Annotated in this window: 21 protein-coding genes; 7 read left to right on the top strand and 14 right to left on the bottom strand. The window is 68.1% G+C overall.

Going from position 1 to position 24,951, the window contains the following annotated elements:
* Positions 1–25: 25 nt before the first annotated feature.
* Positions 26–1,228 carry a pyridoxamine 5'-phosphate oxidase gene (gene pdxH / locus LCI23_RS12140; RefSeq protein WP_224946722.1) on the bottom strand — a complete coding sequence of 401 codons (1,203 nt, stop codon included), beginning with the start codon at positions 1,226–1,228 and terminating at the stop codon, positions 26–28.
* An 88-nt stretch (positions 1,229–1,316) separates the two neighbouring features.
* On the opposite strand from pdxH, the gene tcdA reads away from it, so the two are divergent.
* From tcdA to LCI23_RS20640, 4 genes are all read left to right on the top strand, one after another.
* Complete coding sequence (gene tcdA, locus LCI23_RS12135; RefSeq protein WP_224946721.1) at positions 1,317–2,216, top strand: tRNA cyclic N6-threonylcarbamoyladenosine(37) synthase TcdA; 900 nt, start codon at positions 1,317–1,319, stop codon at positions 2,214–2,216.
* 36 nt (positions 2,217–2,252) lie between these two features.
* Complete coding sequence (locus LCI23_RS12130; RefSeq protein ID WP_224946720.1) at positions 2,253–2,810, top strand: FKBP-type peptidyl-prolyl cis-trans isomerase; 558 nt, start codon at positions 2,253–2,255, stop codon at positions 2,808–2,810.
* Positions 2,811–2,864: 54 nt separating this feature from the next.
* Positions 2,865–3,797: a cysteine synthase A gene (cysK, locus tag LCI23_RS12125; RefSeq protein ID WP_224946719.1), complete on the top strand. Its 933-nt coding sequence runs from the start codon at positions 2,865–2,867 to the stop codon at positions 3,795–3,797.
* A 164-nt stretch (positions 3,798–3,961) separates the two neighbouring features.
* Positions 3,962–4,477: a prepilin-type N-terminal cleavage/methylation domain-containing protein gene (locus LCI23_RS20640; RefSeq protein WP_307727727.1), complete on the top strand. Its 516-nt coding sequence runs from the start codon at positions 3,962–3,964 to the stop codon at positions 4,475–4,477.
* A 9-nt stretch (positions 4,478–4,486) separates the two neighbouring features.
* Here LCI23_RS20640 and LCI23_RS12115 read toward each other — a convergent pair whose 3' ends face one another.
* The 9 genes from LCI23_RS12115 to LCI23_RS12075 form a co-directional block, all read right to left on the bottom strand.
* On the bottom strand, positions 4,487–5,449 hold the full coding sequence (locus LCI23_RS12115; protein ID WP_224946718.1) for a cation diffusion facilitator family transporter: 963 nt from the start codon (positions 5,447–5,449) through the stop codon (positions 4,487–4,489).
* Positions 5,446–5,772 (bottom strand): helix-turn-helix transcriptional regulator, encoded by a 327-nt coding sequence (locus tag LCI23_RS12110; protein ID WP_224946717.1) that lies wholly within the window; start codon positions 5,770–5,772, stop codon positions 5,446–5,448. Before LCI23_RS12110 ends, LCI23_RS12115 begins: the two co-directional genes overlap by 4 nt.
* 116 nt (positions 5,773–5,888) lie before the next feature.
* Entirely contained in the window at positions 5,889–6,317 is a 429-nt protein-coding gene (locus LCI23_RS12105) for a DUF4440 domain-containing protein (protein ID WP_224946716.1), read from the bottom strand.
* Positions 6,318–6,364: 47 nt separating this feature from the next.
* Entirely contained in the window at positions 6,365–7,288 is a 924-nt protein-coding gene (locus LCI23_RS12100) for a copper resistance D family protein (RefSeq protein WP_224946715.1), read from the bottom strand.
* 17 nt (positions 7,289–7,305) lie between these two features.
* A complete protein-coding gene (locus tag LCI23_RS12095) occupies positions 7,306–7,671 on the bottom strand; it encodes a copper resistance protein CopC (RefSeq protein ID WP_224946714.1) in 366 nt (121 codons plus the stop codon).
* A gap of 72 nt (positions 7,672–7,743) precedes the next feature.
* Positions 7,744–8,088: a copper-binding protein gene (locus LCI23_RS12090; RefSeq protein WP_224946713.1), complete on the bottom strand. Its 345-nt coding sequence runs from the start codon at positions 8,086–8,088 to the stop codon at positions 7,744–7,746.
* A gap of 59 nt (positions 8,089–8,147) precedes the next feature.
* Positions 8,148–9,539: a multicopper oxidase family protein gene (locus tag LCI23_RS12085; RefSeq protein ID WP_224946712.1), complete on the bottom strand. Its 1,392-nt coding sequence runs from the start codon at positions 9,537–9,539 to the stop codon at positions 8,148–8,150.
* Positions 9,540–9,554: 15 nt separating this feature from the next.
* On the bottom strand, positions 9,555–10,922 hold the full coding sequence (locus LCI23_RS12080; protein WP_224946711.1) for a TolC family protein: 1,368 nt from the start codon (positions 10,920–10,922) through the stop codon (positions 9,555–9,557).
* Positions 10,923–11,435: 513 nt separating this feature from the next.
* Positions 11,436–11,858, bottom strand: a complete 423-nt coding sequence (locus LCI23_RS12075; protein WP_224946710.1) for a hypothetical protein — start codon at positions 11,856–11,858, stop codon at positions 11,436–11,438.
* 321 nt (positions 11,859–12,179) lie between these two features.
* On the opposite strand from LCI23_RS12075, the gene LCI23_RS12070 reads away from it, so the two are divergent.
* Positions 12,180–14,501 (top strand): copper-translocating P-type ATPase, encoded by a 2,322-nt coding sequence (locus LCI23_RS12070; RefSeq protein WP_268824724.1) that lies wholly within the window; start codon positions 12,180–12,182, stop codon positions 14,499–14,501.
* A gap of 78 nt (positions 14,502–14,579) precedes the next feature.
* Here the strand turns inward: LCI23_RS12070 and LCI23_RS12065 are convergent, their stop codons facing one another.
* The 3 genes from LCI23_RS12065 to LCI23_RS12055 are packed head-to-tail and all read right to left on the bottom strand — an operon-like array spanning position 14,580 to position 18,820.
* Complete coding sequence (locus LCI23_RS12065; protein ID WP_224946709.1) at positions 14,580–17,393, bottom strand: pitrilysin family protein; 2,814 nt, start codon at positions 17,391–17,393, stop codon at positions 14,580–14,582.
* A 12-nt stretch (positions 17,394–17,405) separates the two neighbouring features.
* Positions 17,406–18,326 carry a metallophosphoesterase gene (locus LCI23_RS12060; RefSeq protein ID WP_224946708.1) on the bottom strand — a complete coding sequence of 307 codons (921 nt, stop codon included), beginning with the start codon at positions 18,324–18,326 and terminating at the stop codon, positions 17,406–17,408.
* A gap of 11 nt (positions 18,327–18,337) precedes the next feature.
* Positions 18,338–18,820, bottom strand: a complete 483-nt coding sequence (locus tag LCI23_RS12055; RefSeq protein WP_224946707.1) for a CinA family protein — start codon at positions 18,818–18,820, stop codon at positions 18,338–18,340.
* Between the two features lie 354 nt (positions 18,821–19,174).
* On the opposite strand from LCI23_RS12055, the gene LCI23_RS12050 reads away from it, so the two are divergent.
* A complete protein-coding gene (locus tag LCI23_RS12050; protein WP_224946754.1) occupies positions 19,175–21,265 on the top strand; it encodes an ATP-binding protein in 2,091 nt (696 codons plus the stop codon).
* Complete coding sequence (locus LCI23_RS12045; RefSeq protein WP_224946706.1) at positions 21,262–23,904, top strand: EAL domain-containing protein; 2,643 nt, start codon at positions 21,262–21,264, stop codon at positions 23,902–23,904. Before LCI23_RS12050 ends, LCI23_RS12045 begins: the two co-directional genes overlap by 4 nt.
* Here the strand turns inward: LCI23_RS12045 and thiL are convergent.
* A complete protein-coding gene (gene thiL / locus LCI23_RS12040; RefSeq protein ID WP_224946705.1) occupies positions 23,892–24,854 on the bottom strand; it encodes a thiamine-phosphate kinase in 963 nt (320 codons plus the stop codon). The genes LCI23_RS12045 and thiL overlap by 13 nt on opposite strands.
* Between the last annotated feature and the right edge of the window lie 97 nt (positions 24,855–24,951).

Genomic DNA, 24,951 nt, shown 5'->3' with positions numbered 1-24,951 from the left:
CTGGTGGGGCTGCGCGGCGCCGGCGTCAGGGTTGCAGGCGCAGGCGCGTCCAGCTGCCGTCTTCCTGCCGCTCGTAGACGATGCGGTCGTGGAAGCGGGAGCGGCGCCCCTGCCAGAACTCCAGGCGGTCGGGCACGAGGCGGAAGCCGCCCCAGTTGCCCGGCCGCGCCGGATCTTCTCCGGCCTGCCGCGCGACGTCCTCGTAATGCTGTTCCAGTTCGGCGCGGCTGCCGATCGGAGCGCTTTGCTGCGAGGCGATGGCCGACAGCCGGCTCTTCAGCGGCCGGCTGCGGAAATAGCGGTCGCTTTCCTCGCTCGACGTGCGCTCCACACGTCCTTCGATGCGAACTTGCCGTTCAAGTTCGCTCCAGAAAAACAACAGTGCGGCATACGGCCTGTCGTCCAGCTCGTGGCCCTTGCGGCTGTCGTAGTTGGTGTACCAGGTGAAGCCGCGCTCGTCGAACTGCTTGACCAGCACGATGCGCGAGCTGGGGCGGCCATTGGCGCCCACGGTGGCCACCGACATCGCATTCGGTTCGTTCACCTCGGCCTTCAGGGCCTGCTCGAACCATTGCGTGAACTGGAGCATCGGGTCGTCCATCGCGTCGGTTTCGTTCAGGCTGGCCTGGCCATAGTCCTTGCGCAGGTCGGCCACGGCCTGCCCGATCGCGGGCGCAGCCACGGTGGTGGTGGTGGCGCCGATCCCGCGCCGGCGCTGCATGGCCGCGCCCATCTGTGCCATCTGTTCCGGGCCGAACAGGCGCAGGGCCATCGGCGCCAGCGTGCTTTCCTCGCGCTCCATGTGCGCCGCATAGCGCTGGATGAAGCGCTGCACGGCGCTGGCCGACAGCGTCGCCGCCGTGCCCTCGGCAATCGCCGTCAGCTGTTCGTGCAGGTCCTGCCACAGCGCGTCCATGTCCTTGTGGTCCTGCAGGATCACCGGCGCCAGCGCCTGCAGCGTGGCCGCGTCCTCGCCCTGGGCCAGGGCGCGCAGCATGGGAATCAGGTCCTGTTCCTCGTCCTCGTGGTGCAGGTGGGCCGCTCCCTCGAAATACTTCAGGACCGCGGCTGCCGCCTGGCGTGCCTGCGCGTCGGCGCCGAATTCCGGCAGGTGGGCGAGCAGCTTGTCGAGCGTGGCCAGTTGCTTGCGGATGCGTCCGTGGCAATGCTTGAGGACGGCGATCGGCTGGCCGAAATCGGGGGCGGGGTCGGGAAGAAGTGAGGTCATTGGCGTTTGTTGGGCACGCGAGTGGAATTTGATTGACGAGAAGCTATTTTAGTGCAGTTGCGAAACGATCGTCCGCTAAAATGGCGGGATGAACCTGAACGATACCCCATCCTTTGCCAGCACCCTGGACGACGAAGTCGACTTCGCGCGCCGCTTCGGCGGGATCGCGCGCCTCTACGGCGAGCGTGCGCTCGAACGCTTCCGTGCGGCGCACGTTTGCGTCATCGGCGTCGGCGGCGTCGGCTCCTGGATCGTCGAGGCCCTGGCGCGCAGCGCCGTTGGCCAGCTCACCCTGATCGACCTCGACAACGTGGCCGAATCGAACATCAACCGCCAGCTGCAGGCGCTCAGCTCGACCATCGGCATGCCGAAGATCGCTGCGCTGAAGGAGCGCATTGCGCTGATCAACCCGTTCTGCCGCGTCAACCTGGTCGAGGATTTCATCGACCCGGAGAATCTCGAGAGCATGATCGCCGGTAAAGGTTTCGACTATGTGGTCGATGCCATCGACGGCGTCAAGTCGAAGGCGGCGCTGATCGCTTATTGCAGCGCCAGCAAGCTGCCGCTGGTGGTGATCGGCGGCGCCGGCGGCCAGACCGATCCGACGAAGATCGAGGTGCGCGACCTGGCCCGTACCGAACAGGAGCCGCTGCTGAAAAAAGTGCGCAAGATCCTGCGCGCCCAGTATGGCTTCGCCAAGGGCGAGAAAAACAAGTACCACATCGACGCCGTGTTCTCGATGGAACCGCTGCGCTATCCGGACGCGGGCGACGCTTGCGCCGTGGAGCCGGCCAGCATCACCGGCCTGAACTGCGCGGGCTTCGGCTCGAGCATGGTGGTCACCGCCACCTTCGGCATGGTCGCGGCCGGCCACCTGCTGCGCAAGCTGGCCGATGCGGCCGACGCCGAGGCCAGGGCCAGGGTGGTCGCGGCCGAGCCTGTTGCTCATCTGCAAACTGTGCAAGCGGAAGCGGCCTTGCTATCATAGGATCAGTTATTTGATCACCTTGATGGAAGAAACCACATGATCCGTCGTACCGCATTCGCCGCCCTGGTGCTGGCCGCCGCACCGCTGTCCTGCGCGCTGGCCAGCGCCACCGCGCAGGACATCGCCGCCCAGCAGCAGGACGCATCCAAGCCCACCAGCCAGCCCGCGCCCGAACAGCAGAACGTGCCCCAGGCCACCCAGCCGCAGGCCGCGCCCCAGGCCGCGCCTGGCGTGCAGGTCGCGCCCGCGCCCCAGGTCGAGATCATCGACCGCGTGGTCGGCAAGGGTCGCGAAGCCACGCCCGGCAATACCGTGTTCGTGCACTACACCGGCTGGTTGCACAAGCCGCTCGCGCCCAAGCAGCGCGGCAAGAAATTCGATTCCTCGCTCGACCGCGGCGAACCGCTCGAGTTCCAGCTGGGCGCAGGCCGCGTCATCAAGGGCTGGGAGCAGGGCGTGGCGGGCATGAAGGTGGGCGGCAAGCGCACCCTGGTCATCCCGAGCGCGCTCGGCTACGGCCCGCGTGGCGCCGGCGGCATGATCCCGCCCGACGCCGACCTGATCTTCGATGTGGAACTGGTCAACGTCAAGTAAGGCCGATCGAGTAAGGTCAGGTAAGTCCAATCCAGCATCATTCGGGAGCCCGGCATGCGTATCGCCAACGACGTGACTGAACTCATCGGCAACACACCGCTCGTACGGATCCGCAGGCTGGGCCGGGGCGCCGGCGCCGAGATCCTCGGCAAGCTCGAATTCCACAATCCGGCGCACAGCGTCAAGGACCGCATCGGCCTGGCCATGATCGAGGCCGCCGAGCGGGCCGGCCTGATCCAGCCCGACACCGTCATCGTCGAACCCACCAGCGGCAATACCGGCATCGCGCTGGCGATGGTGTGCGCCGCGCGCGGCTACCGCTGCAAGCTGGTGATGCCCGACACCATGAGCAACGAGCGGCGCATGCTGCTGCGCGCCTATGGCGCGGAACTCGTGCTCACGCCGGGCAGCGAAGGCATGCTGGGCGCGATCCGTCGTGCCGAGGAGCTGGTGGCGGCCGATCCGCGCTGCTTCATGCCGCAGCAGTTCAACAATCCGGCCAACCCGGAAGTCCACCGCAACACCACCGCCGAGGAAATCTGGCGCGATACCGAGGGCCGGGTCGACATCCTGGTGGCCGGGGTCGGCACCGGCGGCACCATCACCGGCGTGAGCGAAGTCATCAAGGCGCGCAAGCCGGGCTTCCAGGCCATCGCGGTGGAACCGGAAGCCTCGCCCATGCTCTCCAAGGGAAGCAAGGGACCGCACCCGATCCAGGGCATCGGGGCCGGCTTCGTGCCGGCGGTACTCAACACCGGCATCTACGACGAAGTCATCGCTGTCAAGAACGAGGATGCCTTCGAGACCGCGCGCGCGGCGGCGCGGGAGGAAGGACTGCTGGTCGGGATATCGTCCGGCGCCGCCCTGTGGGCGGCGGTGCAGGTGGCGCAGCGGCCGGAGAACGTCGGCAAAATGATCGTGACCATCATTCCTTCGTTCGGCGAGCGCTACCTCAGCACGGCCCTGTACGCCAAGCTTGGCGGCTAAACGTGTAAGAAATTGCCAGTAATCAATATTGGCGCCACCGATGCTCCTATGCTCTCACGGGTGGCGACCAAGCGCAGCTAGCCGGGACCTGCCCGGCGGCGCATAGCGAACGAGGACCGGCCCCGGCGCCGGCATGGCCGCCCACCTTTCCCGTGGAGCGCGCCATGATCGACATTCCCCGCAAGGCCGGCCGGCATGGCGGCTTGACCCTGATCGAACTGGTTTCCGTCATCGTCATCCTCGGCATCCTGGCCGCCACGGTCCTGCCGCGCTACGCCAGCCTGGCCGGCGATGCCCGCGCCGAACACCTGCGCGCGGCCAGGAGCGCGCTGGCCTCGACGGCATCCCTGGTGCGGGCCAGGGCCATGATCGACAACAATCTGTCGACGGGCACGCTGCTGCTCGAAGGTCATGGCCTGTACGTCCGGCATGGCTATCCGGCCGCGGGCAACATCATGGAAGCGCGCGCCTTCGCTGCCGCCGCCGGGCTCGGCACAGGCCTGGGCCAGAACGACGACTACCGCATCAGCTTTGAACATGGCGGCCTGACGGTCGCGCCCAACAAGGTCAGCGCCGCCAACAGGGCTGCCTGCGCCATCACCTACATCGGGGCGGCCAGCCCGGGCCAGCCGCCGGTCCACGTGGAGCACACCCGCAACGGCAGCTTCGCGTGCGATTGAGGCGCGGCGCTAGTGCGCGTGGGCGTGGCCATGCGCGTGGCCATGCCCGAGCGCGCAGTCGTGGTGGGTGCTGCCTTCCTCGACCTGGAGCGTGCAATGGTGGATCCCGAAGTCGTGGCGCAGCGCGGCCACCATCTCGTCCAGCGCGTGGTCGCCCGGATAGCCGCCCGGCATGACCACGTGGGCCGTCAGTGCGTTCTCGTTCGTGCTCATGGCCCAGATGTGCAGGTCGTGCACGTCCTTCACGCCCGGCCTGCCTGCCAGGTAGCTGCGTACCCCGTCCACGTCCACGCCGGGCGGCACCGCCGCCATCGACAGCTGCACCGACTCGCGCAGCAGCGACCAGGTGCCGAACACGATCACCGCCACGATCGCCAGGCTCACCACCGGGTCGATCCAGGTCCAGCCGGTGCCCATGATGACCAGGCCGGAGACCACCACCCCCAGCGACAGCGCGGCGTCGGCCGCCATGTGCAGGTAGGCACCGCGCAGGTTCAGGTCGCCCTTGCTGCCGGCCATGAACAGCCAGGCCGAGAAACCGTTCACCAGTACGCCCACCCCCGCCACCACCGACACCGTCAATCCTTGTACCGGGGCCGGTTCGGCGAAGCGCTGCACCGCTTCCCAGGCGATGGCGCCGCAGGCCGCCATCAGCAGCAGGCCGTTGCCCAGCGCCGCCAGGATCGAGGAGCCGCGCAGGCCATAGGTGTAGCGGTGCGTCGGCGCACTCTTGCTCAGCACCGCCGCGCCCCAGGCCAGCACCAGGCCCAGCACGTCGGACAGGTTGTGGCCGGCGTCCGCCATCAGGGCGGTGGAGTGGGCGATGAAGCCGTAGGTGAACTCGATCGCCACGAACAGGGCATTCAGGCCGATCGCCAGCGCGAAGGCACGCTCGTGCCCGGCCGGGTCGGGCATGGGGTGATGGTGGCCGGCGCCGTGGTGTCCGTGGCCGTGGCCGTGATCATGGTTCATGCGTCGATTCCGTGGGCTGGTTCGGCGATGTGCTCGAACATGTTGGCAAGCAGGCTGCTGATGTGGGCATCGGCGGCCGAATAGAACACCTGCTTGCCCTGGCGCTCGGCCTTGACGATGCGGGCGGCGCGCAGCAGGCGCAGGTGGTGGCTGACGAGGGAACTGGACAGGTCGAGCGAGGCGGCGATGTCGCCCACCGCGGTCGGCTGCGCCAGGCAGGCCAGCACGATGCGCAGGCGCGTGGCGTCGCCGAGCAGGTGGAACAGGTCGGCCAGTTCATCGATCACGCCGGGAGCGTGGCTGGAGTCGGGTAGGTTTGTCATATCAAACAAATGAAGATTTGTTCATATGTTATGCGATTCCAGCGCGCGCCGCAAGCGTGGCCTTCCTGCTATAGCGGGAGACAGGTTGCGGCGGTCGCGCAGCCTGCGAACCCCGGCTACTTCGCCTTGCGCGACGACCAGTGCACGTGCACGATCGCCCAGGCATCGCCTTTTTTCTCCAGGACAGCCGTCCCGGTGCCGAAAACGTGGACTGGCTTGCCCCGGGAAGTACCGGTCGTCTCGCTCTCTTCCCATACGATGGCCGTGTTGCCATCGATGCGCTCGGTCTGCGCCAGGACCTTCCGGGTCGAGCTCCTGGCAAACTCCATGTCGCCGCCGAGGTGGTGGCTGGCATATTCGTCGCGCGAGCGTTCGACATAGCCGGCTTCATAGATCGCCACCTCCGGCGCCAGGAGCGCCAGCGCTTTCGCTTTGTCGCCGCTGGTGAGTGCCGCATGGAAGGCCTCCAGCGTTTCCTTGGGCGAGGCGGCGAAGCCGCTGGCGTGAACGCCGAAGAGCGCGGTGGCGAGGAGGGATGCTGCCATTGATTTCTTGAACATGTGTGCTCCTGAGAGGTTGTCGCTGGTTTCTTTTAGTCCGCCATCGGTGGCGGGGTCGAGGTGAGAAAGGCGGCAGCAATGATGACCGCAAGCAGGATTACCGCTTCGGCCTGAAGCACGCGCGCGAAGCGTCGGCTTGCCTTGCGTTGCGGCGGTCCTGCCGCCTGGAGGGACGCGATCAGCTGGGGCATCACCAGGAACCGGTTGACACCGCCGAGTGCCGCGGCGCAAAGGACGAGTCCGACCTTGATGAGCAGGGTCGTGCCATACGGATTCCCGATGAGGTCCGCAGGACTTGCCAGCACGCGCCAGGTGCTGATCGCCCCGGTCACGAGAATACCGGCCAGGGCGATGGTCGCGCTGCGCGAGAGTGCCTCGACGTAACAGGCACAGTCCGACCTGCTGGCAAGCTCATCGTTGGGAAGGAGACGCAGGGCGAGCAGGCCTGCCACGATCACCGCGCCGGTCCAGACGCTGGCCAGCACAAGGTGGACCCAGTCGACCGCAACGGCCCAGGTGAAGTCGCCGCCAGCGCCGGCGTGGCTGACCATGCTGCGGCTGTACAGCAGCACGCCGATGGCGGCGATGCGGAGCGCCGTCGCCGCGCTGCCCGCTTGAGCGCGTGATCCGGCGGCGCAGGTCGCGCCCGTCACGACGAGCGCCACGGCGCCGATCGTCCATGCGAGGCCATAGTGGGTTGCCGTCAGCACCGACCGAACCGCAGGCCATGCCTCGGCCAGGGGCACTTCCGCCATCGAAGCCGCCTCGACCCAGAGGATCGCCACATGGGCCAGCATTGCTGCGCCACACGCGACAAGCAGCACGCGGCGCAGGCGCGGCAGCAGCGTCGCCGCCCACGGCGAATGCCGGGCACGCAGCCATAGGCTGGCCGCACTGCCTCCGGCGAACAGCGCGAACGACAGGTTCAGGACGACGGTAAGGACGCGTTGCAGCAACGCGAGGTCCGGCTCCACTACTTGACCCGGAACCCGAACTCGCCCTTGACCTTGTGTCCGTCACGCGTGACGGTACTCCACTGGACACGGTATGCTCCCGGGTGCAGTGCCGGCATCGTCGCGACCAGGACGTTGGCATGCGCCGGGTCGACGGCGATCTTCGACGGGGCGACAACGGCGCCCTGGTCGTCGACGAGCTTGATCTTGCTGAACGGTAGTTCCAGCGGGTCGCTGAACTGCAGCCGCAGCTGCGCCGGCGCCGGGCTGACCACGCTGTCCGCCTGCGGAGATGAGGCTTCCAGCCTGGTGTGGGCGAGGGCGGGCGGGGCGCTGAAGATGGCGGCGGCTGCAAGCGCAGCGGTTGTGAGCTTCCTGATAGGCATGTGGTTCTCCTGGTTTCACGCGCCCGGCGGGCGCAGGAATCTGGCAGTGTGTCGGGATGCAGGCAGCGCGGCTTACTGCGCCTTCTGCAGCTGCACGATGGTCACCGCACCATCCACGCGGTCGGCGGCGAACCGGATCCTGTCGCCGACCTGGACCTGGTCGAGCATCGCCGCATCCTTCACGCGCAGGACCATGGTCATCGCGGCCATGTTGAGGTTCTTGATTTCGCCGTGGCGCAGGGTGATCTTGCCAGCGTCCTTGTCGATCTTCCTGACTTCACCATCGGTCAGCTCTGCCGCAGCAGCCATCTCGTGGCCGGCCGCGGCGCCATGGCCTGCATGGGAATCCTGCGCGAATGCGGCAGGGCTTGCGGCGCTCATCAGGATCGCCAGGCTGAGTTTCAGGATTGCGTTCATGGTGTTTTCTTTCCTTGAGTCGGTTCAGTTGTCATGCTTGATCATGTTGGTCTTGCCTGTCAGTGATGGCCCTGATGCCCCTTGGGCTTGCGCACCGTGACTTCGACCTCCGCCGGCCTTGCTGCCGGCATGGACTGGCCGCCCGCCGCCTGGTGACGGGTCGCCGCAGGCGGCGCGCCCTTCCATTCGTAGGCCAGCGTCCCGGCCGGGTGCCGGTACCAGCCCGGATCCGTGTAGTCCCCGGCTTTCTGGTCCTTGCGCACCTTCAGCACCGTGAACATGCCGCCCATTTCCACGCCGCCGAACGGGCCCTGGCCCGTCATCATCGGCAGCGTGTTGTCCGGCAGCGGCATTTCCATGTCGCCCATCGAACCGCCTTTTTCGCCCATGACCATGTAGTCCGGCACCAGCCTGGTGATCTTCTCGGCCACGCCGCGGTGGTCGACGCCGATCAGGGTCGGCACGTCGTGGCCCATGGCGTTCATGGTGTGGTGCGACTTGTGGCAGTGGAATGCCCAGTCGCCCGGCTCATCGGCGATGAACTCGATGGCGCGCATCTGGCCCACGGCGACGTCGGTCGTCACTTCGGGCCAGCGCGACTCCGGGCGGGTCCAGCCGCCGTCGGTGCCCGTGACCTCGAACTCGTGCCCGTGCAGGTGGATCGGGTGATTCGTCATTGTCAGGTTGCCGACCCGGATGCGCACCCGGTCGTTCTGGCGCACGTTCATCGTGTCGATGCCCGGGAACGCGCGGCTGTTGAAGGTCCAGAGATTAAAGTCCAGCATCTCGTTGACGCGCGGCGTGTAGCTGCCGGGCTCGATGTCGTAGGCGTTCAGCAGGAACACGAAATCGCGGTCGACGCGGTGGTGGGCCGGATTCTTCGGGTGCGTGACCCAGAAGCCCATCATGCCCATCGCCATCTGGACCATCTCGTCCGCGTGCGGGTGGTACATGAAGGTACCGGGTCGGCGGGCGATGAACTCATACACGAAGGTCTTGCCCGGCTGGATCCCCGGCTGGGTCAGGCCGGTGACGCCGTCCATGCCGTTGGGCAGGCGCTGGCCATGCCAGTGGATGCTGGTGTGCTCCGGCAGCCTGTTGGTGACGAAGATGCGCACGCGGTCGCCCTCGACGACCTCGATGGTCGGCCCCGGGCTCTGGCCGTTATAGCCCCACAGGTTCGCCTTCATGCCGGGCGCGATCTCGCGCACCACCGGTTCGGCGATCAGGTGGAACTCCTTGACGCCATTGTTCATGCGCCAGGGCAGGGACCAGCCATTGAGCGTGACGACCGGATGGTAGGGACGGCCATTCGGCGGTGCCGGCGGCGGCTGGGTTGCCGCGCTGGTCATGGTGGGCGCTTCGGGCAGGGTGGCCGCGCCGGCGCGGCTCACCAGGCCGGCGCCGACCAGTGCGGCGGCGCCAGTGAAGAAATCTCGACGAGAAGACATTGCTGGTTTCCTTGTTTAATGTGCTGGCGCCGCGGCGTCAGTGCTTGCGCCGCCGGTCATACCGAGCGTGGCGCCACCCGTACCGTTGATGGCAGCCTGCAGGTCGGTGTCGGCCAGCCAGTAGTCGCGCTGCGCCTCGATCGCCGCATTCACCCCGTTGATCTGCGCACGCGCGTCCGCCAGCAGTTCGAACACGCTCATCAGCATGCCGTTGTAGCGCAGCAGGGTCTCTTCCGAGATCTTCTTGCGCAGCGGGACGATCTCGTCGCGGTAGTACTTCGCCACGTCGTAACTGGTGCGGTAGGCGGAATAGGCTTCGCGCACCTGGGACCTGGCCGAAATGGCGGTATCGGCGGTGCGGTGAACCGACTGCATGTAGAGCGCCTCGGCTTTCGCGACGCGGGCGCCACCCCAGTCGAACAAGGGCAGGGCAAGCTCGACTTCGTAGCCGTTCTCGCGTGGCTGGCCGGTCTTGCTCGCGTTGACGTAGCCGGCTTCGAGCACGTTGACGAAGCCGGTGGCCCGCGACAGCCCGAGTGCGCGCGCCGTCGCCTGGGTGCGCAGCTTCGCCAGTTGGACGTCCAGCCGCTGCTGCATCGCCAGCGCTTCGATATTGCCGGGTTCGCGCGGCGCGCCCGGGAGATCGGGAAGCCGGTCCGGCAGCTGGAAAGCGGTCTGCGCGCCCCATACGCCCATCAGCCTCGCCAAGCGTTCGCGCGCCGCCGTCGCGTTGTGGCGCGCACGCGCGAGCTGCGCGGTGGCCTCGGCGGAGAACACCTGCTCGCGCGCCTGGTCGAGGGCGCTCAGGTTGCCCACCCTGGCCATGCGCGCCGCCAGTTCGGCGCTGGCCTGCGCGGCCTCGCGCACCTGCTCGGCGTAGCGGGCCGACTGCGCTGCCGCGACCGCGTTGAACCAGGCCTTGCGGGTGTCCGACGCCGTGCGCACCGCTTCGGTAGCGGCAACGAGCTTCGCGCTGTCGAAGCGGCGTCCTTCGATGTCCCGGCGCAGCGGGATCGTCACCAGTCCGACCAGATCGAACATGACGCTGCGTTCGATCTCGGTTTCGCCGCCGCCGCCCATGCGGCCAAAGCTGAAGGACGGATTCGCCATGCGGCCGGCCTGCACCAGGTCGGCTTCGGCGACGCCCAGTTCGGCCAGCGAAGCACGCAGGCCGCGGTTGTTGAGCAGGGCGACGCGCACGGCGTGATCGGCTGTGAGCGCTTGCTTCAGCAGCACGTCCAGTTCCGCCTGCGCCTCGGTGTGCGTACTGGTGCCGCGCGGCAGGCGGATGTCCTGGCCAATGCGCTCGGTGGTCATCGACGACACGGCGTCGAGGCCTCCATCACTGGAGAAGGTGGCGCAACCGCCGAGCGCGAGAGCCATGGCGCCGGTCACGACAGCGCGAAGGGCTGGATGTTGTTGTGTTGTTCTCATCGGCGTCGGCTCAGTGGTGCTGGTGTTGATGCTTGGACGGGGTGGCCGGCGCGGGCGCGGGTGCGGGCGCTCGTGCGGGTGCAGGGGCGGGAGCGGCGTGGCCGCCATGACCAGCATGGCCGGCCTGGCCCGCCTGACTCGCCTGACCTGCAAGGGCATCATTGGCCGCGCGCCAGGTCTTGTCAGGCGTCTGCTTGCTGCCCGCGGGCGGGACGTGGCCGGTCACCGATTCATATACGGTCGCAGGTACGGCAATGGATGGGTCGGCCGGATCGGGCGTCGTGGGGAGCTGCTGGGCCTGGGCGCCAGGCGCAGCAGCGGACAGGGCGGCAAGAGCAGCCCACAGCGTGCGTTTCATCGTTCAATCCTCGAAATCGGTCATGCGGTGCCGTGGCACCAAGGTTCAGGGCGCATCAGTGCCGCGGCTGGGTGCCGGCACGAACGCCTGGTCGATTGAGCGGATCAGGGCCGTGGAGGCCGTTGCGGGCCGTCGGGAATGAAACCGGCGACCAGGTCGGAAGGGGAGCCAAAAACCGCCTCCGATCCAGCGAAGCTGGGAACGGCAAGCGGCGAAGAGGGAGGCGCAAGGGCGCCGATACAGAATGCCGAGCATGCGCTGCACGAGGGGTGCGACAGCTTTTCCGTCTCGGCACCGGAAGAACCGCCGTCTGCTGCCGTGTCGGCCGCGTCCGTGGCGTGCATGCCGTGATGGGCATGCGGATCATCGGCGGCGGCGCCAGCGTGCGGCGCATGCCCGATCATCTGGACTGCGCCGGCATGTTGCGGAACCGGTGCGCAAGACATGTTGACGGACGCAGCCGCCGCGTGCAGCGGAAGTGCGGCCATCAGGACCCATACCAGCAATGTCGTGAGCAGACGGTTCATAGGTGCGGCGAGTATAGCATGACAGTTTTCGCGTCGTTACAGCCCGTATCCCCGCTACGACAACAGTAAGGTTTGCGCCTGGGTGCCAATACAGAAACGCAAACACTTGACCTTTCCATTGTTGGAGGGTTTACAGTGGTTTTATTCAGAGCGCGCCGTCAAGTCTTGCCGGTCTTGCCTATTTAGCCGTTACGCCAACATCTGCGATACCTTGCTGGACAAGGATATCGGCATGCAGCTTGTCTGCGGTGCAGCTGACCCCGGCACGAGCAGGTCGGGTAATGGACGGACAGGAAAACACGTCTTTCTCAAGGAGCCACCATGAAGCACGACCCACACGAGCATTCAGGTCACGAGCATGGAAACGGACGATGCCATCATGATCACACCGCACCGCCTCAAATGACAGGCAATGCCAGATCCGCTGCGGCACGCGCACCTGGCGACGTAACTGCTGTGGCCGACAAGCCGTTCACCGACGCCGCGGGAACAGAGGCGGAGGGCGTGCAGCCAGCTGGTCCGGCCGGCACCATCTACACCTGCCCGATGCACCCGCAGATCCAGCAGTCCGGTCCAGGAAATTGCCCAATATGCGGAATGTCCCTTGAGCCGATGATGCCTACGCTGGAAGAGGAGGAGAATCCGGAGCTGGCCGACTTCCGCCGACGATTCTGGTGGACCCTGCCGTTGACGGTCATCGTCGCCGTCCTGGCGATGGTGGGCCATCGCCTGTTCAGCGGCATACAGGCCTATCAAAGCTGGATCGAGCTGGCTCTGAGCACGCCGGTCGTCTTGTGGGCAGGCTGGCCTTTCTTCGTGCGCGGCGTGGGGTCGATCCGCAAGCGTAACCCGAATATGTGGACCCTGATCGGCATTGGCGTCTCCGCTGCCTACTGGTACAGCGTGGTGGCCACTGTCGCGCCGGGCCTGTTCCCTGCGCGGTTCGAAATGCACGGGCGCATCGGCGTGTACTTTGAAGCCGCCGCTGTGATCATCTCGCTGACGCTCTTGGGACAGATCCTGGAGCTGCGTGCGCGTTCGCAGACCTCGGCCGCAATCAAGTCCTTGCTCGGCCTGGCGCCGAAGACTGCCCGCCGCATCCGCACCGACGGTCGCGAGGAAGACGTGGAGCTGTCGCACGTGCACGTCGGCGACCAGTTGCGCGTGCGGCCTGGCGAAAAGGTTCCGGTCGACGGTACCGTCATCGAAGGCGAAAGCGCGATCGACGAAAGCATGCTCACCGGCGAGCCGCTACCCGTGACCAAGCGCGCAGGCGACAAGGTCATTGGCGCGACGATCAATACCAGCGGCAGCCTCATCATCGAATCCGAGCGCGTGGGCTCGCAGACGATGCTGTCGCAGATCGTGCAGATGGTCGCAAGCGCACAGCGCTCCCGTGCACCCATGCAGCGCCTTGCCGACGTCGTGGCCGGCTACTTTGTTTCGGTGGTCGTGCTGGTTGCAGTGGCGACGCTCCTCGGCTGGGGACTTTTTGGGCCGGAACCGGGCTGGGTATATGGCTTCGTCAACGCGGTGGCCGTCCTGATCATCGCTTGTCCATGTGCGCTTGGCCTGGCCACGCCGATGTCGATCATGGCGGCGACCGGCCGCGCCGCAACCCAGGGCATACTCTTTCGCGACGCCGCGGCGATCGAGGCCATGAGAAAGGTCGACACCTTGATCGTCGACAAGACCGGTACCCTCACGGAAGGAAAACCCGCGTTTGATCGCGTCGTCGCCGCGCCAGGGTTGCAGGACGAGGAGGTGCTCCGTATCGCCGCCAGCCTGGACCAGGGAAGCGAGCATCCGCTTGCGCACGCCATCGTCGCCGAGGCACGGAAGCGCGAGCTCAGGCTCGACAAGCCGGAGACGTTCGAGTCATCGAGCGGAATCGGTGTACGCGGTACCGTACGAGATCAACGGGTCTCCTTGGGAAATACGGCGTTGATGGAGAGCGAAGGGATCGACTGGAAACCGATGCAGCGCATTGCGGAGGAACTGCGCCAGGCGGGCGCGAGCGTGATGTACCTGGCACGTGAGGACCGTTTGATGGGACTGGTAGCGGTCTCGGACCCGGTGAAGGAAACCACGCCAGAGGCGCTTGCCGCGCTGCGCGACGCCGGCCTCAGGGTCGTCATGGCAACGGGCGACGGAGTCACGACTGCGAAGGCGGTGGCGTCGCGTCTCGGGATCGAGGAGGTGCAGGGGGAGGTCAAGCCGCAGGACAAGTTGGCACTCGTGCAGCAGCTTCAGAACGAAGGCCGGGTCGTGGCCATGGCCGGCGACGGTATCAACGATGCGCCGGCGCTGGCCAAGGCCGATGTCGGCATCGCCATGGGAACCGGGACCGACGTCGCGATCAATTCGGCGCACGTGACCCTGATCAAGGGCGACCTGCGTGCGATCGCCCGGTCGCGCCTGCTTTCGCTCCAGACCGTGCGCAACATGCGGCAGAACCTCGGGTTTGCCTTCATCTACAACGCGCTAGGTATTCCGCTGGCGGCCGGCGCACTTTATCCCTTCACCGGGCAGCTGCTGTCGCCAATGATCGCGGCCCTTGCAATGAGCTTGAGCTCGGTTTCCGTCATCGCCAATGCACTTCGCTTAAGGCGCATGCAAGGCGATGACTACGGAAGTGCTTGATCTCCCCTAAGGCCTTTTCCGTTAGCACTCATTCAAGACAGTACTCCAGCCAGACACTGCCGCCAGTATTTCCGGCTCCTAGGGCGAGGCTGGCGGCAGCTGCCCGTCGTCGTCGCGCAGTTCGGGCTGGCCCAGCGCCAGCGGCCGCAGTTGCGCCAGGATGCGGCGCCGGTCGCCGACGGCCACCACCACCATGTGCGCGGGATCGAGTGCCTTGCGCGCCGCATCCTGCACCTGGGCCGCGCTCACGGCGGACAGCTGGGCCGGCAGGCGCGCGTAGTAGTCGGGCGGCAGGCCGTAGATGAACAGTTCGGCCAGGCTGGCGCCGATCTCGGCATTGGTCTCGAACTGGCCGGGCAGGGACAGCACCTGGGCGTCGCGCGCCGCCTTCAGTTCGGCCGGCGGCAGCGGCGCAGTGCGCAGCGACTCCAGTTCCTGGAAGATGATGCGAACCGAATCGCCGGTGGCATCGGCCCGCACGCTGGTGCCGATCGTGAACGGGCCGGGGCTGCGCTCGTAGTGGAACTGCGAGTACACGCCATAGGTATAGCCCTTGGCTTCGCGCAGCCTGAGGTTCAGGCGGCTGGAGAACATGCCGCCCAGTGCCCCGTTCAACACCTGCAGCACCGGGAAGTCGGCGCTGTCGCGCGCGGCTCCGAGCGTGCCGACCTGCAGCGCCGTCTGGACCGCGTCCGGCTGGTCCACCACGACCAGGCGTGCGCGGGTGCCGGCTGGCGCGGGCGAGCTCGCGGCCGGCACCTCGGCGCGCGCCCAGGCGCCGAAGTGCGTTGCGGCGAGCGTCTTCAGCTCGGCGTGCGCGATGTCGCCCGTCACCACCAGGGCGGCATTCCCGGGCACGTAGTGGCGCCGCCAGAAGTCGACCAGGTCGTCGCGCGTCACGGCGCGGATCGCCTGCTCGGTGCCGAGCTGCCCATGGCCCTTGGGATGGCGGCTACCGTACAGCGCGCCGAGCGCCGCCACCGCCGCCACCGCTTCCGGATCGTCGCGCTGCTGGACCAGGTCGCCGACCCGGCTGGCGCGCTGGCGCTCGATTTCGGCGATGGGAAAGGCCGGGCGCTGCACGATGTCGGCCATGATCTCCAGCGCCGCAGGGAAGCCCGCGCGCAGCGCCAGCAGCGAGACGGCCGAGGCGTCGGCGCCACTGGCGGTGTCGAGGAAAGCGCCGAGCTGCGCGATCTCGTCAGCGATCCGGGGCGCGCTGCGGGTGGCCGTGCCTTCTTCCAGCATGTGCGCCGTGAAGCCGGCCAGGCCCGGCAGGCCGGCCGGATTGGCGGCGCTGCCGCTGCGCACCACCAGCTGGGCCGACACCAGCGGCACGCCCGGGCGCTGGTGGTGGATCACGGTCAGGCCGTTCTCCAGCCGGAAGGATTCGCCCTGCGGCGGCGTGAACTGGGGGGGCGGTCCGGCTTTCGGCCTGTGCGCGCGCCAGGCTTCGGGGGCATTGATGCCTGCGCTCGTGCCGCCACCCGCGACCGGGGCGGCGGAGCGTGCCTTCGGCGGGCGCGGATCGTGGATCACCGGCTTGCCGGGCACGCCGGTGACCACGGCGCGCGCGTCCTGGCGCAGCCAGCTGCGCACGGCGCGCTGCACGTCGGCCGGGCTCACGCGGCGCAGGCGCTCCAGGTCCTTGCCGAGGTAGCCGGGGTCGCCCGTATACTGGTTGTAGTGGTTGAGCTGGTCCGCCAGGCCATCGCCGCCCAGCTTTTCGATCGTGCTCAGGAGCGCGGTCTCCAGGCTATTGCGGGCGCGCTCGACTTCGCGCAGCGTCGGCCCGTGCTCGCGCAGCGCTGCCAGCTCGGCGTCGATCGCCGCTTCCAGCTCGCGCGCGTCGTGCCCGGGGCGCGCGGTGACGTCGATCACGAAGGTCGAGACCAGGCCCAGGGCGTTCTGGCTGGCGTCCACGTCCTGCGCGATCTGGTTTTTGTAGACCAGCTTCTTGTACAGGCGGCTGGACTTGCCGCCGCCGAGGATTTCCGCCGCCACCGCCAGTTCGGCGTCGCCCGGCCCGTAGGCGGGCGGCGTGTGCCAGCCCATGAACACGCGCGGCAGCTCGATCCGGTCGCGTACCACCACCCGGCGCTCGCTGGTGATTGGCGGGGTCGCCACGCTGGGGCGCGCCACCGGCGGGCTGCGCCGGAAGCTGCCGAAATAGCGCTCGACCAGGGCGCGGGTCTTTGCCTTGTCGATGTCGCCCGCGATCACCAGGCTGGCGTTGTTCGGACCGTAGTAGCGGGCGAAGAACTGGCGCACGTCTTCCAGCTTCGCGTTCTGGATGTCGGCATGCGAGCCAATGATCGAGGCGTGGTACGGATGGCCCTTGGGGAACAGCGCATGCGCCAGCGCCTCGCGCACCAGGCCGTAGGGTTCGTCCTCGACCGTCTGGCGGCGCTCGTTGCGCACCACGTCCTGCTGGATGCTCAGCGCTTCCTGGTCCAGCACGTCGAGCAGGTAGCCCATGCGGTCGGCGTGCACCCACAGCGCCAGCTCCAGCTGGTTCGAGGGCACGGTATCGTAGTAGGCGGTCTGGTCGTAGCCGGTGCCGCCGTTGCTGTCGGTGGCCCCGGCGCCTTCCAGCAGGCGGTCGGCCATGCCGCGCGGGATGTGGCGGGTCTGGGCGAACATCATGTGTTCGAACAGGTGGGCGAAGCCGGTCAGGCCCGGCGCTTCGCTGGCCGGGCCCACGTGGTACCAGAGGTTGACCGCCACCACCGGCAGGCGCCGGTCTTCGACCAGGATCAGCTGCAGGCCGTTCGGCAGGACGGTCTTGTCGAAAGCAATGTGGGGCAGCGGGGCGGGGGCCGGCTGGGCGCCGGCCATGGGAGAAAAAGTTGTCAGCATCAGGGTAGCAAGGAGCAGCCAGGAGAGTTTCATGTCGGGCTCCGGTCAATGGCAGCTGGCGCGTCCATGGTCCGGGGTGGCGCCCGGGCGCACGCGGGCCGGGTCGGCCGGCAGGAAGCGCCATTCGTAGGCGCCGTCCAGCAGGCGCAGCGCCAGTACGCCATCATAGCTGGCTTCGCGCACTTCGCTGTTGGCGGTCAGTTGCAGGAAGGGCGTGGCATAGGCGCCGCCGGTGCCGACCACGAACTGGCGCACGCCGCGCGCGCGGTCCAGGCCACCGTCGGCGTCTTGCGGCGCGAAGCGCTCGTAGTCGTGGTCATGGCCGGACAGCACGATGTCGGCGCCGGCCGCGTGCAGCAGCGCGAAGGCGTCGCGCATGCGGCCCGGACCCAGGTGCCCGCCCGAACTGTACAGCGGATGGTGCCAGAACGCCAGTGTGCAGCGCGCCGGCTGGCGCGCCAGCTCCGCGCGCAGCCAGTCGAGCTGGGCGGCGTGCGCGGCACCGCTCAGGTTGCTGTCGAGCGAAATCACCAGCCAGCTGCCGAGCCGCAGGCTGTAGTGGCCCTTGCCGGCGCGTTCGCCGAAGTAGTCGAAATAGGGCCTGGCGCCGGGCGTCGCGTACTCGTGGTTGCCGGGCGTGGGCCAGGTGCGGTCGCGGAAACGTCCCCAGGTCGGCGCATAGCAGCGGGCGAATTCCGCCGCCGTGCCGTGCGGATAGGTATGGTCGCCCAGCGACAGCACGGCGGCATCGGGGTCGGTGCGCAGCAGGCCCTCGACCAGGCTGGCGGTGGCGGCCGCGCCCGACCAGCGCGGGTCGGGATGCTTGCAGCGCGCGATGTCGCCGGCCGCATAGACCGTGTAGGCGGCCGCTGCGGCCGCTGTGGCCGACACCGGCGGCGCGGCGGACCCCGGTCCGGCCGCCAGCAGCGCCAGGCCGCCCAGCAGGCGCGCCGCGAGCCGGCCCATGGCGGCCGGCGCTATTCGATGAAGCGCAGCAGGCCGCGCAGCGCGTGCGCCACGGTCTGCTCGCGCACGGAGCGGCGGTCGCCCTGGAATACCAGGCGCTCGGTAAAGGTCGTGTCGCCGCGCGACCAGCCGAAGCACACCGTACCCACCGGCTTGCCCGGCACCGCGCCGGTCGGGCCGGCGATGCCGGTGGTGGACAGCGCGACATCGGCCATGCTGTTCGACAGCGCCCCTTCGGCCATCTTGCCGGCCACTTCCTCGCTCACCGAGCCGAACTGCGCGATCAGTGCGGCCGGCACATCGAGCAGCTCGGTCTTGGAGGCGTTGGAATAGGTGACAAAGCCGCAGTCGAACCAGCCGGTGGAGCCGGGGATCTCGGTGATCGCCTGGGACACGCCGCCCCCGGTGCAGGACTCGGCGGTGGCCAGCACCAGGCGCCTGGCCTCGAGCGCCTGGCCGACTTTGGTAGCAAGATCGAGAATATCGTTCGTCACGTGAGGCTCCTTTGAATGCGGTGAGGACCGGTTGCCGGACAGTGGCGCACGCAGGCCGCGCGCAGCTTCATTCTAGCGCGCTCCGTGCCCGGCCGATACAGAAAGCTTGCACGAAATATCAGCTTTCACCCGCCACGCATGGGTGCATCGGGAAGGGCGTGACCATTTTGAAAAGTGAACACTTCTGTGCGCCATGGGAGGGGTTGCTCCGTTATGCTTGAATCACTGTTTTCCGCTATTGGTAGGACCCTCGATGCCGCTCGTACGATTTGCGCGTGACCGGATGGGGCCGGCGCAAGTTTGCGGCATGGCCGGCCGGCCCGCGTCCGCCCGCCGTGTGGCGGAGACTGCGTGATGGGCGCGCGCTCGATCCGCAGCAAGCTGGTGTCGGCCGTGATGACGGCCACCCTGCCGGCCCTCCTGCTGTCGATCGCCATCATCATCGTGTACGACCTGCGCAGCTACCACCGCAGCCTGCTGAACGACCTGGCGACCCAGGCCGAGCTGGTCGGCCATATGAGCTCGGCCGCGCTGACCTTCGACGATCCGCGCCTGGCCAACGAGAACCTGGCCCTGCTGCGCACCCGCCCCGAGGTGCGCGCGGCCGCCATCTACGACGCCAACGGCGAGCTGTTCGCCTCCTACCGCGCCAGCAGCGAAGCGCGCGCCATGCCGGCCGCCCTGTCCGGCGCGCCCGCCTCCGACCGCCAGGACCTGGTGCTCCACCATCGCATCGTCGAAAATGGCGAGACCCTCGGCACCGTCTACCTGCGCGCCGAGAACCGGCTGCTCGGGCGCACCCTCGACTACCTCGGCATCGCGCTGGCGGTGGCCCTGCTGGCGCTGGGCGTGGTCTACCTCATGATGCGGCGCATGGGACGGGTCGTGACCGCGCCGATCGTGGCCATCACCGAGATCGCGCGCGACGTGGTCGCCACCCGCGACTATTCGCGCCGCGCGCCGCGCATCAGCGACGACGAGGCAGGGGAGCTGGTCGATTCCTTCAATGCCATGCTGACCGAGATCGAAGGCCGCACGCGCGAACTGGAAACCTCGAGCAGCGCGATCGCGCGCGAGGCGGCCGAACGTACCCGCGCGCAGCAGGAAATCATGCGCCTGAACGAACAGCTCGAGCAGCGCGTCGACGAGCGCACCTTGCAGCTGGCACTTGCCAACGCCGAACTGGCCAATGCGATCGAGGAAGCGCGCAGCGCCAACCAGGCCAAGTCGGCCTTCCTGTCCTCGATGAGCCACGAGCTGCGCACGCCGCTCAACGCGATCCTCGGCTTCGCCCAGATCCTCACCTTCGATACGCTGCCCTCGACCCTCGAGCAGAAGAAGGAGTTCGCCAGTCACATCCTGAAGTCGGGCCGGCACCTGCTCACCCTGATCAACGAGATCCTCGACCTGGCCAAGGTGGAATCGGGCACGGTGACGCTGTCGATGGAGCCAGTGGTGCTGGACGAGATCCTGCTGGAGACCCGCACCATGGTGGCGCCGATCGCGGCCGCGCGCGGGGTGCGCGTGCTGTTTCCCGAGACCCCGGGCGCAATGGTGCTGGCCGACCGCACGCGCCTGAAGCAGGTGCTGCTCAACCTGCTGTCGAACGCGGTCAAGTACAACCGCGAGGCGGGCGCGGTGGTGGTCGACTGTGCGCAGGTCGGGCCGAGCCGGCTGCGCCTGTCGGTGCGCGATACCGGCGCCGGCCTCGATGCGCAGCAGGTGGCCGGCCTGTTCCAGCCCTTCAACCGCCTCGGCCAGGAGGGCGGCAACCAGGAAGGCACCGGGATCGGCCTGGTGGTCACCAAGCGCCTGGTGGAACTGATGGGCGGCGAGATTGGCGTGTCCAGCAGCCCGGGCGTGGGCAGCGTGTTCTGGATCGAGCTGGCCAGCACCGCGCCGCTGGCGGCGCCGGCGATGACGGCGCCGGGCGCGCAGGCCGCTTCCCCCGGCGTGGAGGGGGCGTCCGCGCCGGCAGGCGAGGGCGCCGGCCCGGCGCCGCGGCTGCTGCTGTATGTGGAGGACAATCCGGCCAACCTGCGCCTGGTGGAAGAGATCGTGCGTTTTCGGCGCGACCTGCAGCTGCTGTCGGCGCCCGATGGCCACCTGGGCCTGGCGCTGGCGCGCGCGCGCCAGCCGGCGCTGATCCTGCTCGACCTGAACCTGCCAGGCATGGGCGGCCTGGGAGTGCTGCGCCAGCTGCGCGCCGACCCGGCCACGTCCGGCATTCCCGTCATCGCCCTCACCGCCAACGCCATGCCGCGCGACATCGAGCGCGGCCTGGCGGCCGGCTTCGACCGCTACCTGACCAAGCCGATCGACATCGGCCAGTTCACCGAGGCCATCAACAGCACGCTGGCGCAGCGCCGCTGCGCGCCGGCGCAGAACACGGACAACGATACGGACGCGGATGCCACCGCGCCGGCCGCAAGGAAGGACGCATGATTTCACTGAACGACATCCGCCGCGCGCGCATCCTGGTCGTGGACGACGAACCGGTCAACGTCCAGCTGCTCGAATACCTGCTCAAGACCACCGGCTACGAGAACGTGGCCAGTACCAACGACCCGCGCCAGGTGGTCTCGCTGCACCTGAAGCACCGCTTCGACCTGATCATCCTCGACCTGCACATGCCGGGCATGGACGGCTTCGACGTGATGGAGGCCCTGAAGCCGCTGGAAAGCGATTCCTGGCTGCCGGTGCTGGTGGTGACGGCCGAACCGGACAAGAAGCTGGCGGCGCTGGAAGCCGGCGCGCGCGACTTCATCGGCAAGCCTTTCGACACGGTGGAGGTGATGACCCGCATCCGCAACCTGCTCGAAGTGCGCCTGCTGCACCGCGAGTCTCAGGACTACGGCGTGCAGCTCGAAGGCGAGGTGCGCGAGCGCACCGCCGAGCTGGCGCGCTTTCGCGGCGCGATGGACGCCACCCCGGATGCGATCTTCCTGATCGACACTGCCTCGATGGCGATGGTCGATGTCTCGGATGGCGCCTGCCGCATGCTGGGCTTCTCGCGCGATGCGCTGCTGCGCATCGATCCGGTGGCGCTGGGACTGGCCACGCGCGCGCTGCTCGCGCGCCACCTGGCGGCCGACGCGCTGGCCCATGGCGGGGCGCGCAGCGCGGCGCCGGACGCGGACGACGCGGCGCACAGCTTCGACGCGCTGCCGGGCGACATCGTCGAGACCGAACTGCTGCGCGCCGGCGGACAGGGTGCGGTGCCGGTGGAGATCAGCTGGAAGCTGCAGGACCTGGGCAAGAGCCGCATGCTGATCGCGGTGGCGCGCGACATCAGCGAGCGCCTGCACGCGCAGGAACGGATGCGCCACATGGCCAGCTACGACGCGCTCACCGGCCTGCCGAACCGCACCCTGTTCTTCCAGAACCTGCGCGAAGCGATCGAGCTGGCGCGCGACAAGAGCTGGCGCGTGGCGGTCATGTGCATCACCCTGGACCGCTTCAAGATCGTCAACGATTCGCTCGGCACCGCGCGCGGCGACGAGTTGCTGGGCCAGTTCAGCACGCGCCTGGTGCGGGTGGTGCGACTGCGCGACACGGTCGGACGCCTGGGCGGCGACGAGTTCGCCCTGTTCCTGACCATGACCCGCGACCAGCAGGAAGCGGTGAGCGTGGCCAACGAGATCCGCGAGACGCTGCGCACGCCGTTCGACCTGCACGGCCAGCAGGCCGGGCTCACCGCCAGCATCGGCATCGCGATGTACCCGGAAGACGCGACCGATCCGGGTACCCTGGTCAAGTACGCCGACACCGCGATGGTGCGCGCCAAGGAAGCGGGGCGCGACGGCTACCGCTTCTTCACCGCCGGCATGAACGTGCAGGTGCTGGCCCGCCTCGACCTGGAACTGGCGCTGCGCGGGGCGCTCGAGGACGGCCAGTTCGTGCTGTATTACCAGCCCAAGCTGGAGCTGAACACCGGCCGCGTCTCCGGCGTGGAGGCGCTGCTGCGCTGGAACCGGCCCGGCTTCGGCCTGGTCTATCCGGCCGAGTTCGTGCCGATCATGGAAGAGACCGGGCTGGTGGTGCGGGTCGGCGAATGGATCGTGGACGAGGCCTGCCGCCAGATCGCGGCGTGGAGCGCGCAGGGGGTGCGCGACCTGAGGGTGGCGGTGAACGTGTCGAGCCGCCAGTTCGTCGAGGGCGACCTGGAAAGCGTGATCCGCGCCGCGCTGGCGCGCCACGAGGTCGAGCCGGGCCTGCTGGAACTGGAGCTGACCGAAAGCGCGCTGATGTCGAACGCCGAGCACACCATCGCGGTGCTGGGGCGGCTGAAGGAACTGGGCATCCGCATCGCGATCGACGATTTCGGCACCGGCTATTCGAGCCTGGCCTACCTGAAGCGCTTCCCGATCGACAAGCTGAAGATCGACATCGCCTTCGTGCGCGACATCGTGACCAATCCGGACGACGCCGCGATCGCGCTGGCCATCATCAGCATGGCGCACAGCCTGCACATGCAGGTGATCGCGGAAGGGGTCGAGTCGCGTGCCCAGATGGCCTACCTGCGGCGCCACCGCTGCGACGAGATCCAGGGTTTCCATTTCTCGCGCGCGCTGCCGGGCGAGGAACTGGCCCGGCTGGTGCAGGAAAACCGCGCCCGGCCCGACCAGCCGCCGGCGCACGACGACACGCTGCAGACCCTGCTCATCGTGGACGACGACGTCAACGTGCTGACCGCGCTGCACCGCCTGTTCAGGCGCGACAACTACCGGGTGCTGACGGCTTCATCGCCGGCCGAGGGCTTCGAACTGCTGGCCCTGTACCGGGTGCAGGTGATCCTGTGCGACCAGCGCATGCCGGTCATGAGCGGCACCGAGTTCCTCAGCAAGGTCAAGGAGATGTATCCGGAAACCATCCGCATCATCCTGTCCGGCGACACGGGGGTGGAGACGGTGCTGGACTCGATCAACCGCGGGGCGATCTACCGCTTCTATACGAAGCCGTGGGACGACCTGCAGCTGCGCGAGAACGTCCGGCTGGCGTTCCGGCATTACTGGCTGACCTACGGACCGTACGACGACCGCAGGACGCCGCGCGATGGGACAAGCGCTGCTCAGCTGAAGTGATCCCACCCGCTCACCTGAAGGTCGAGTGGCACCCCCTGCGCATCGACCAGACGCAGCCCCGGCTTCGCCTCAATGCGCCCGACCCGCGTCACCGCCGTCGCGCTCGCGCGCCCCGCTTCGAGCACCGCTTCCCGATGGGCCGCCGGGGCCGTGAAGCACAGTTCGTAATCATCCCCGCCCGCCAGCGTGAACCGGCGCCGCAGTTCGGGCGGCTGGCGCGCCAGCACCGGTCCGGCCGGCAACGCATCCACCTCCAGCGTCGCGCCGACCCGGGACGCGGCGAGGATATGCCCGAGGTCACCCACCAGTCCGTCCGAGATATCGAGCGCCGCGTGGGCCACCGGCTGCGCCGCCAGCGCCAGCCCGAGCGCCACGCGCGGCGCCGGCATGTGCATGCGCTGCGCCGCCTGCGCGTGGTCGGCGCCGGCCAGCGCCACTTCCTTCCAGTAGCCGGCCAGGGCCAGGCGCGCGTCGCCCAGGGTGCCCGAGATCCAGACGTCGTCGCCCGCCCTGGCCGCGTCGCGCCGCAGCGCATGGCCCGGCACCAGTTCGCCGAACACGGTAATGCAGATGTTGAGCGGCCCCTTGGTGGTGTCGCCGCCGACCAGCTCGCAGCCGTGGGCATCGGCCAGCGCGAACAGCCCGCGCGAAAAGCCGTCCAGCCAGGCCGGGTCGGCGGCGGGCAGGCTCAGGGCCAGCGTGAAGGCGAGGGGCCGTGCGCCCATCGCCGCCAGGTCCGACAGGTTCACCGCCAGGCTTTTGTGGCCCAGCATGAAGGGATCGGCGCCGGCGAAGAAGTGGCGGTCCTCGACCAGCATGTCGCTCGAGATCGCCATTTGGTGGCCGGGCGTGGGGGTGAGCAGGGCGCAGTCGTCGCCGATGCCGAGGTCGGCCCGGCCCGGACGCGCGCGCTGGAAGTAGCGTTTGATGAGATCGAATTCGGAGAGCATGGGGCGATTGTAAACTCCCCCTTTAATTATTAGATCAGCAAATGCAAAGGCTCAAACTATTAGGGAGTCTTATGAATCGCCGTGACCTGTTGAAAAT

The sequence above is a fragment of the Massilia sp. MS-15 genome (genome assembly GCF_020176695.1).
In the GTDB taxonomy this organism is placed as follows: domain Bacteria; phylum Pseudomonadota; class Gammaproteobacteria; order Burkholderiales; family Burkholderiaceae_D; genus Telluria; species Telluria hydrophila.
The sequence above is the reverse complement of the archived record's forward strand: the minus strand, read 5'-3'. Positions and strand labels throughout refer to the sequence as shown.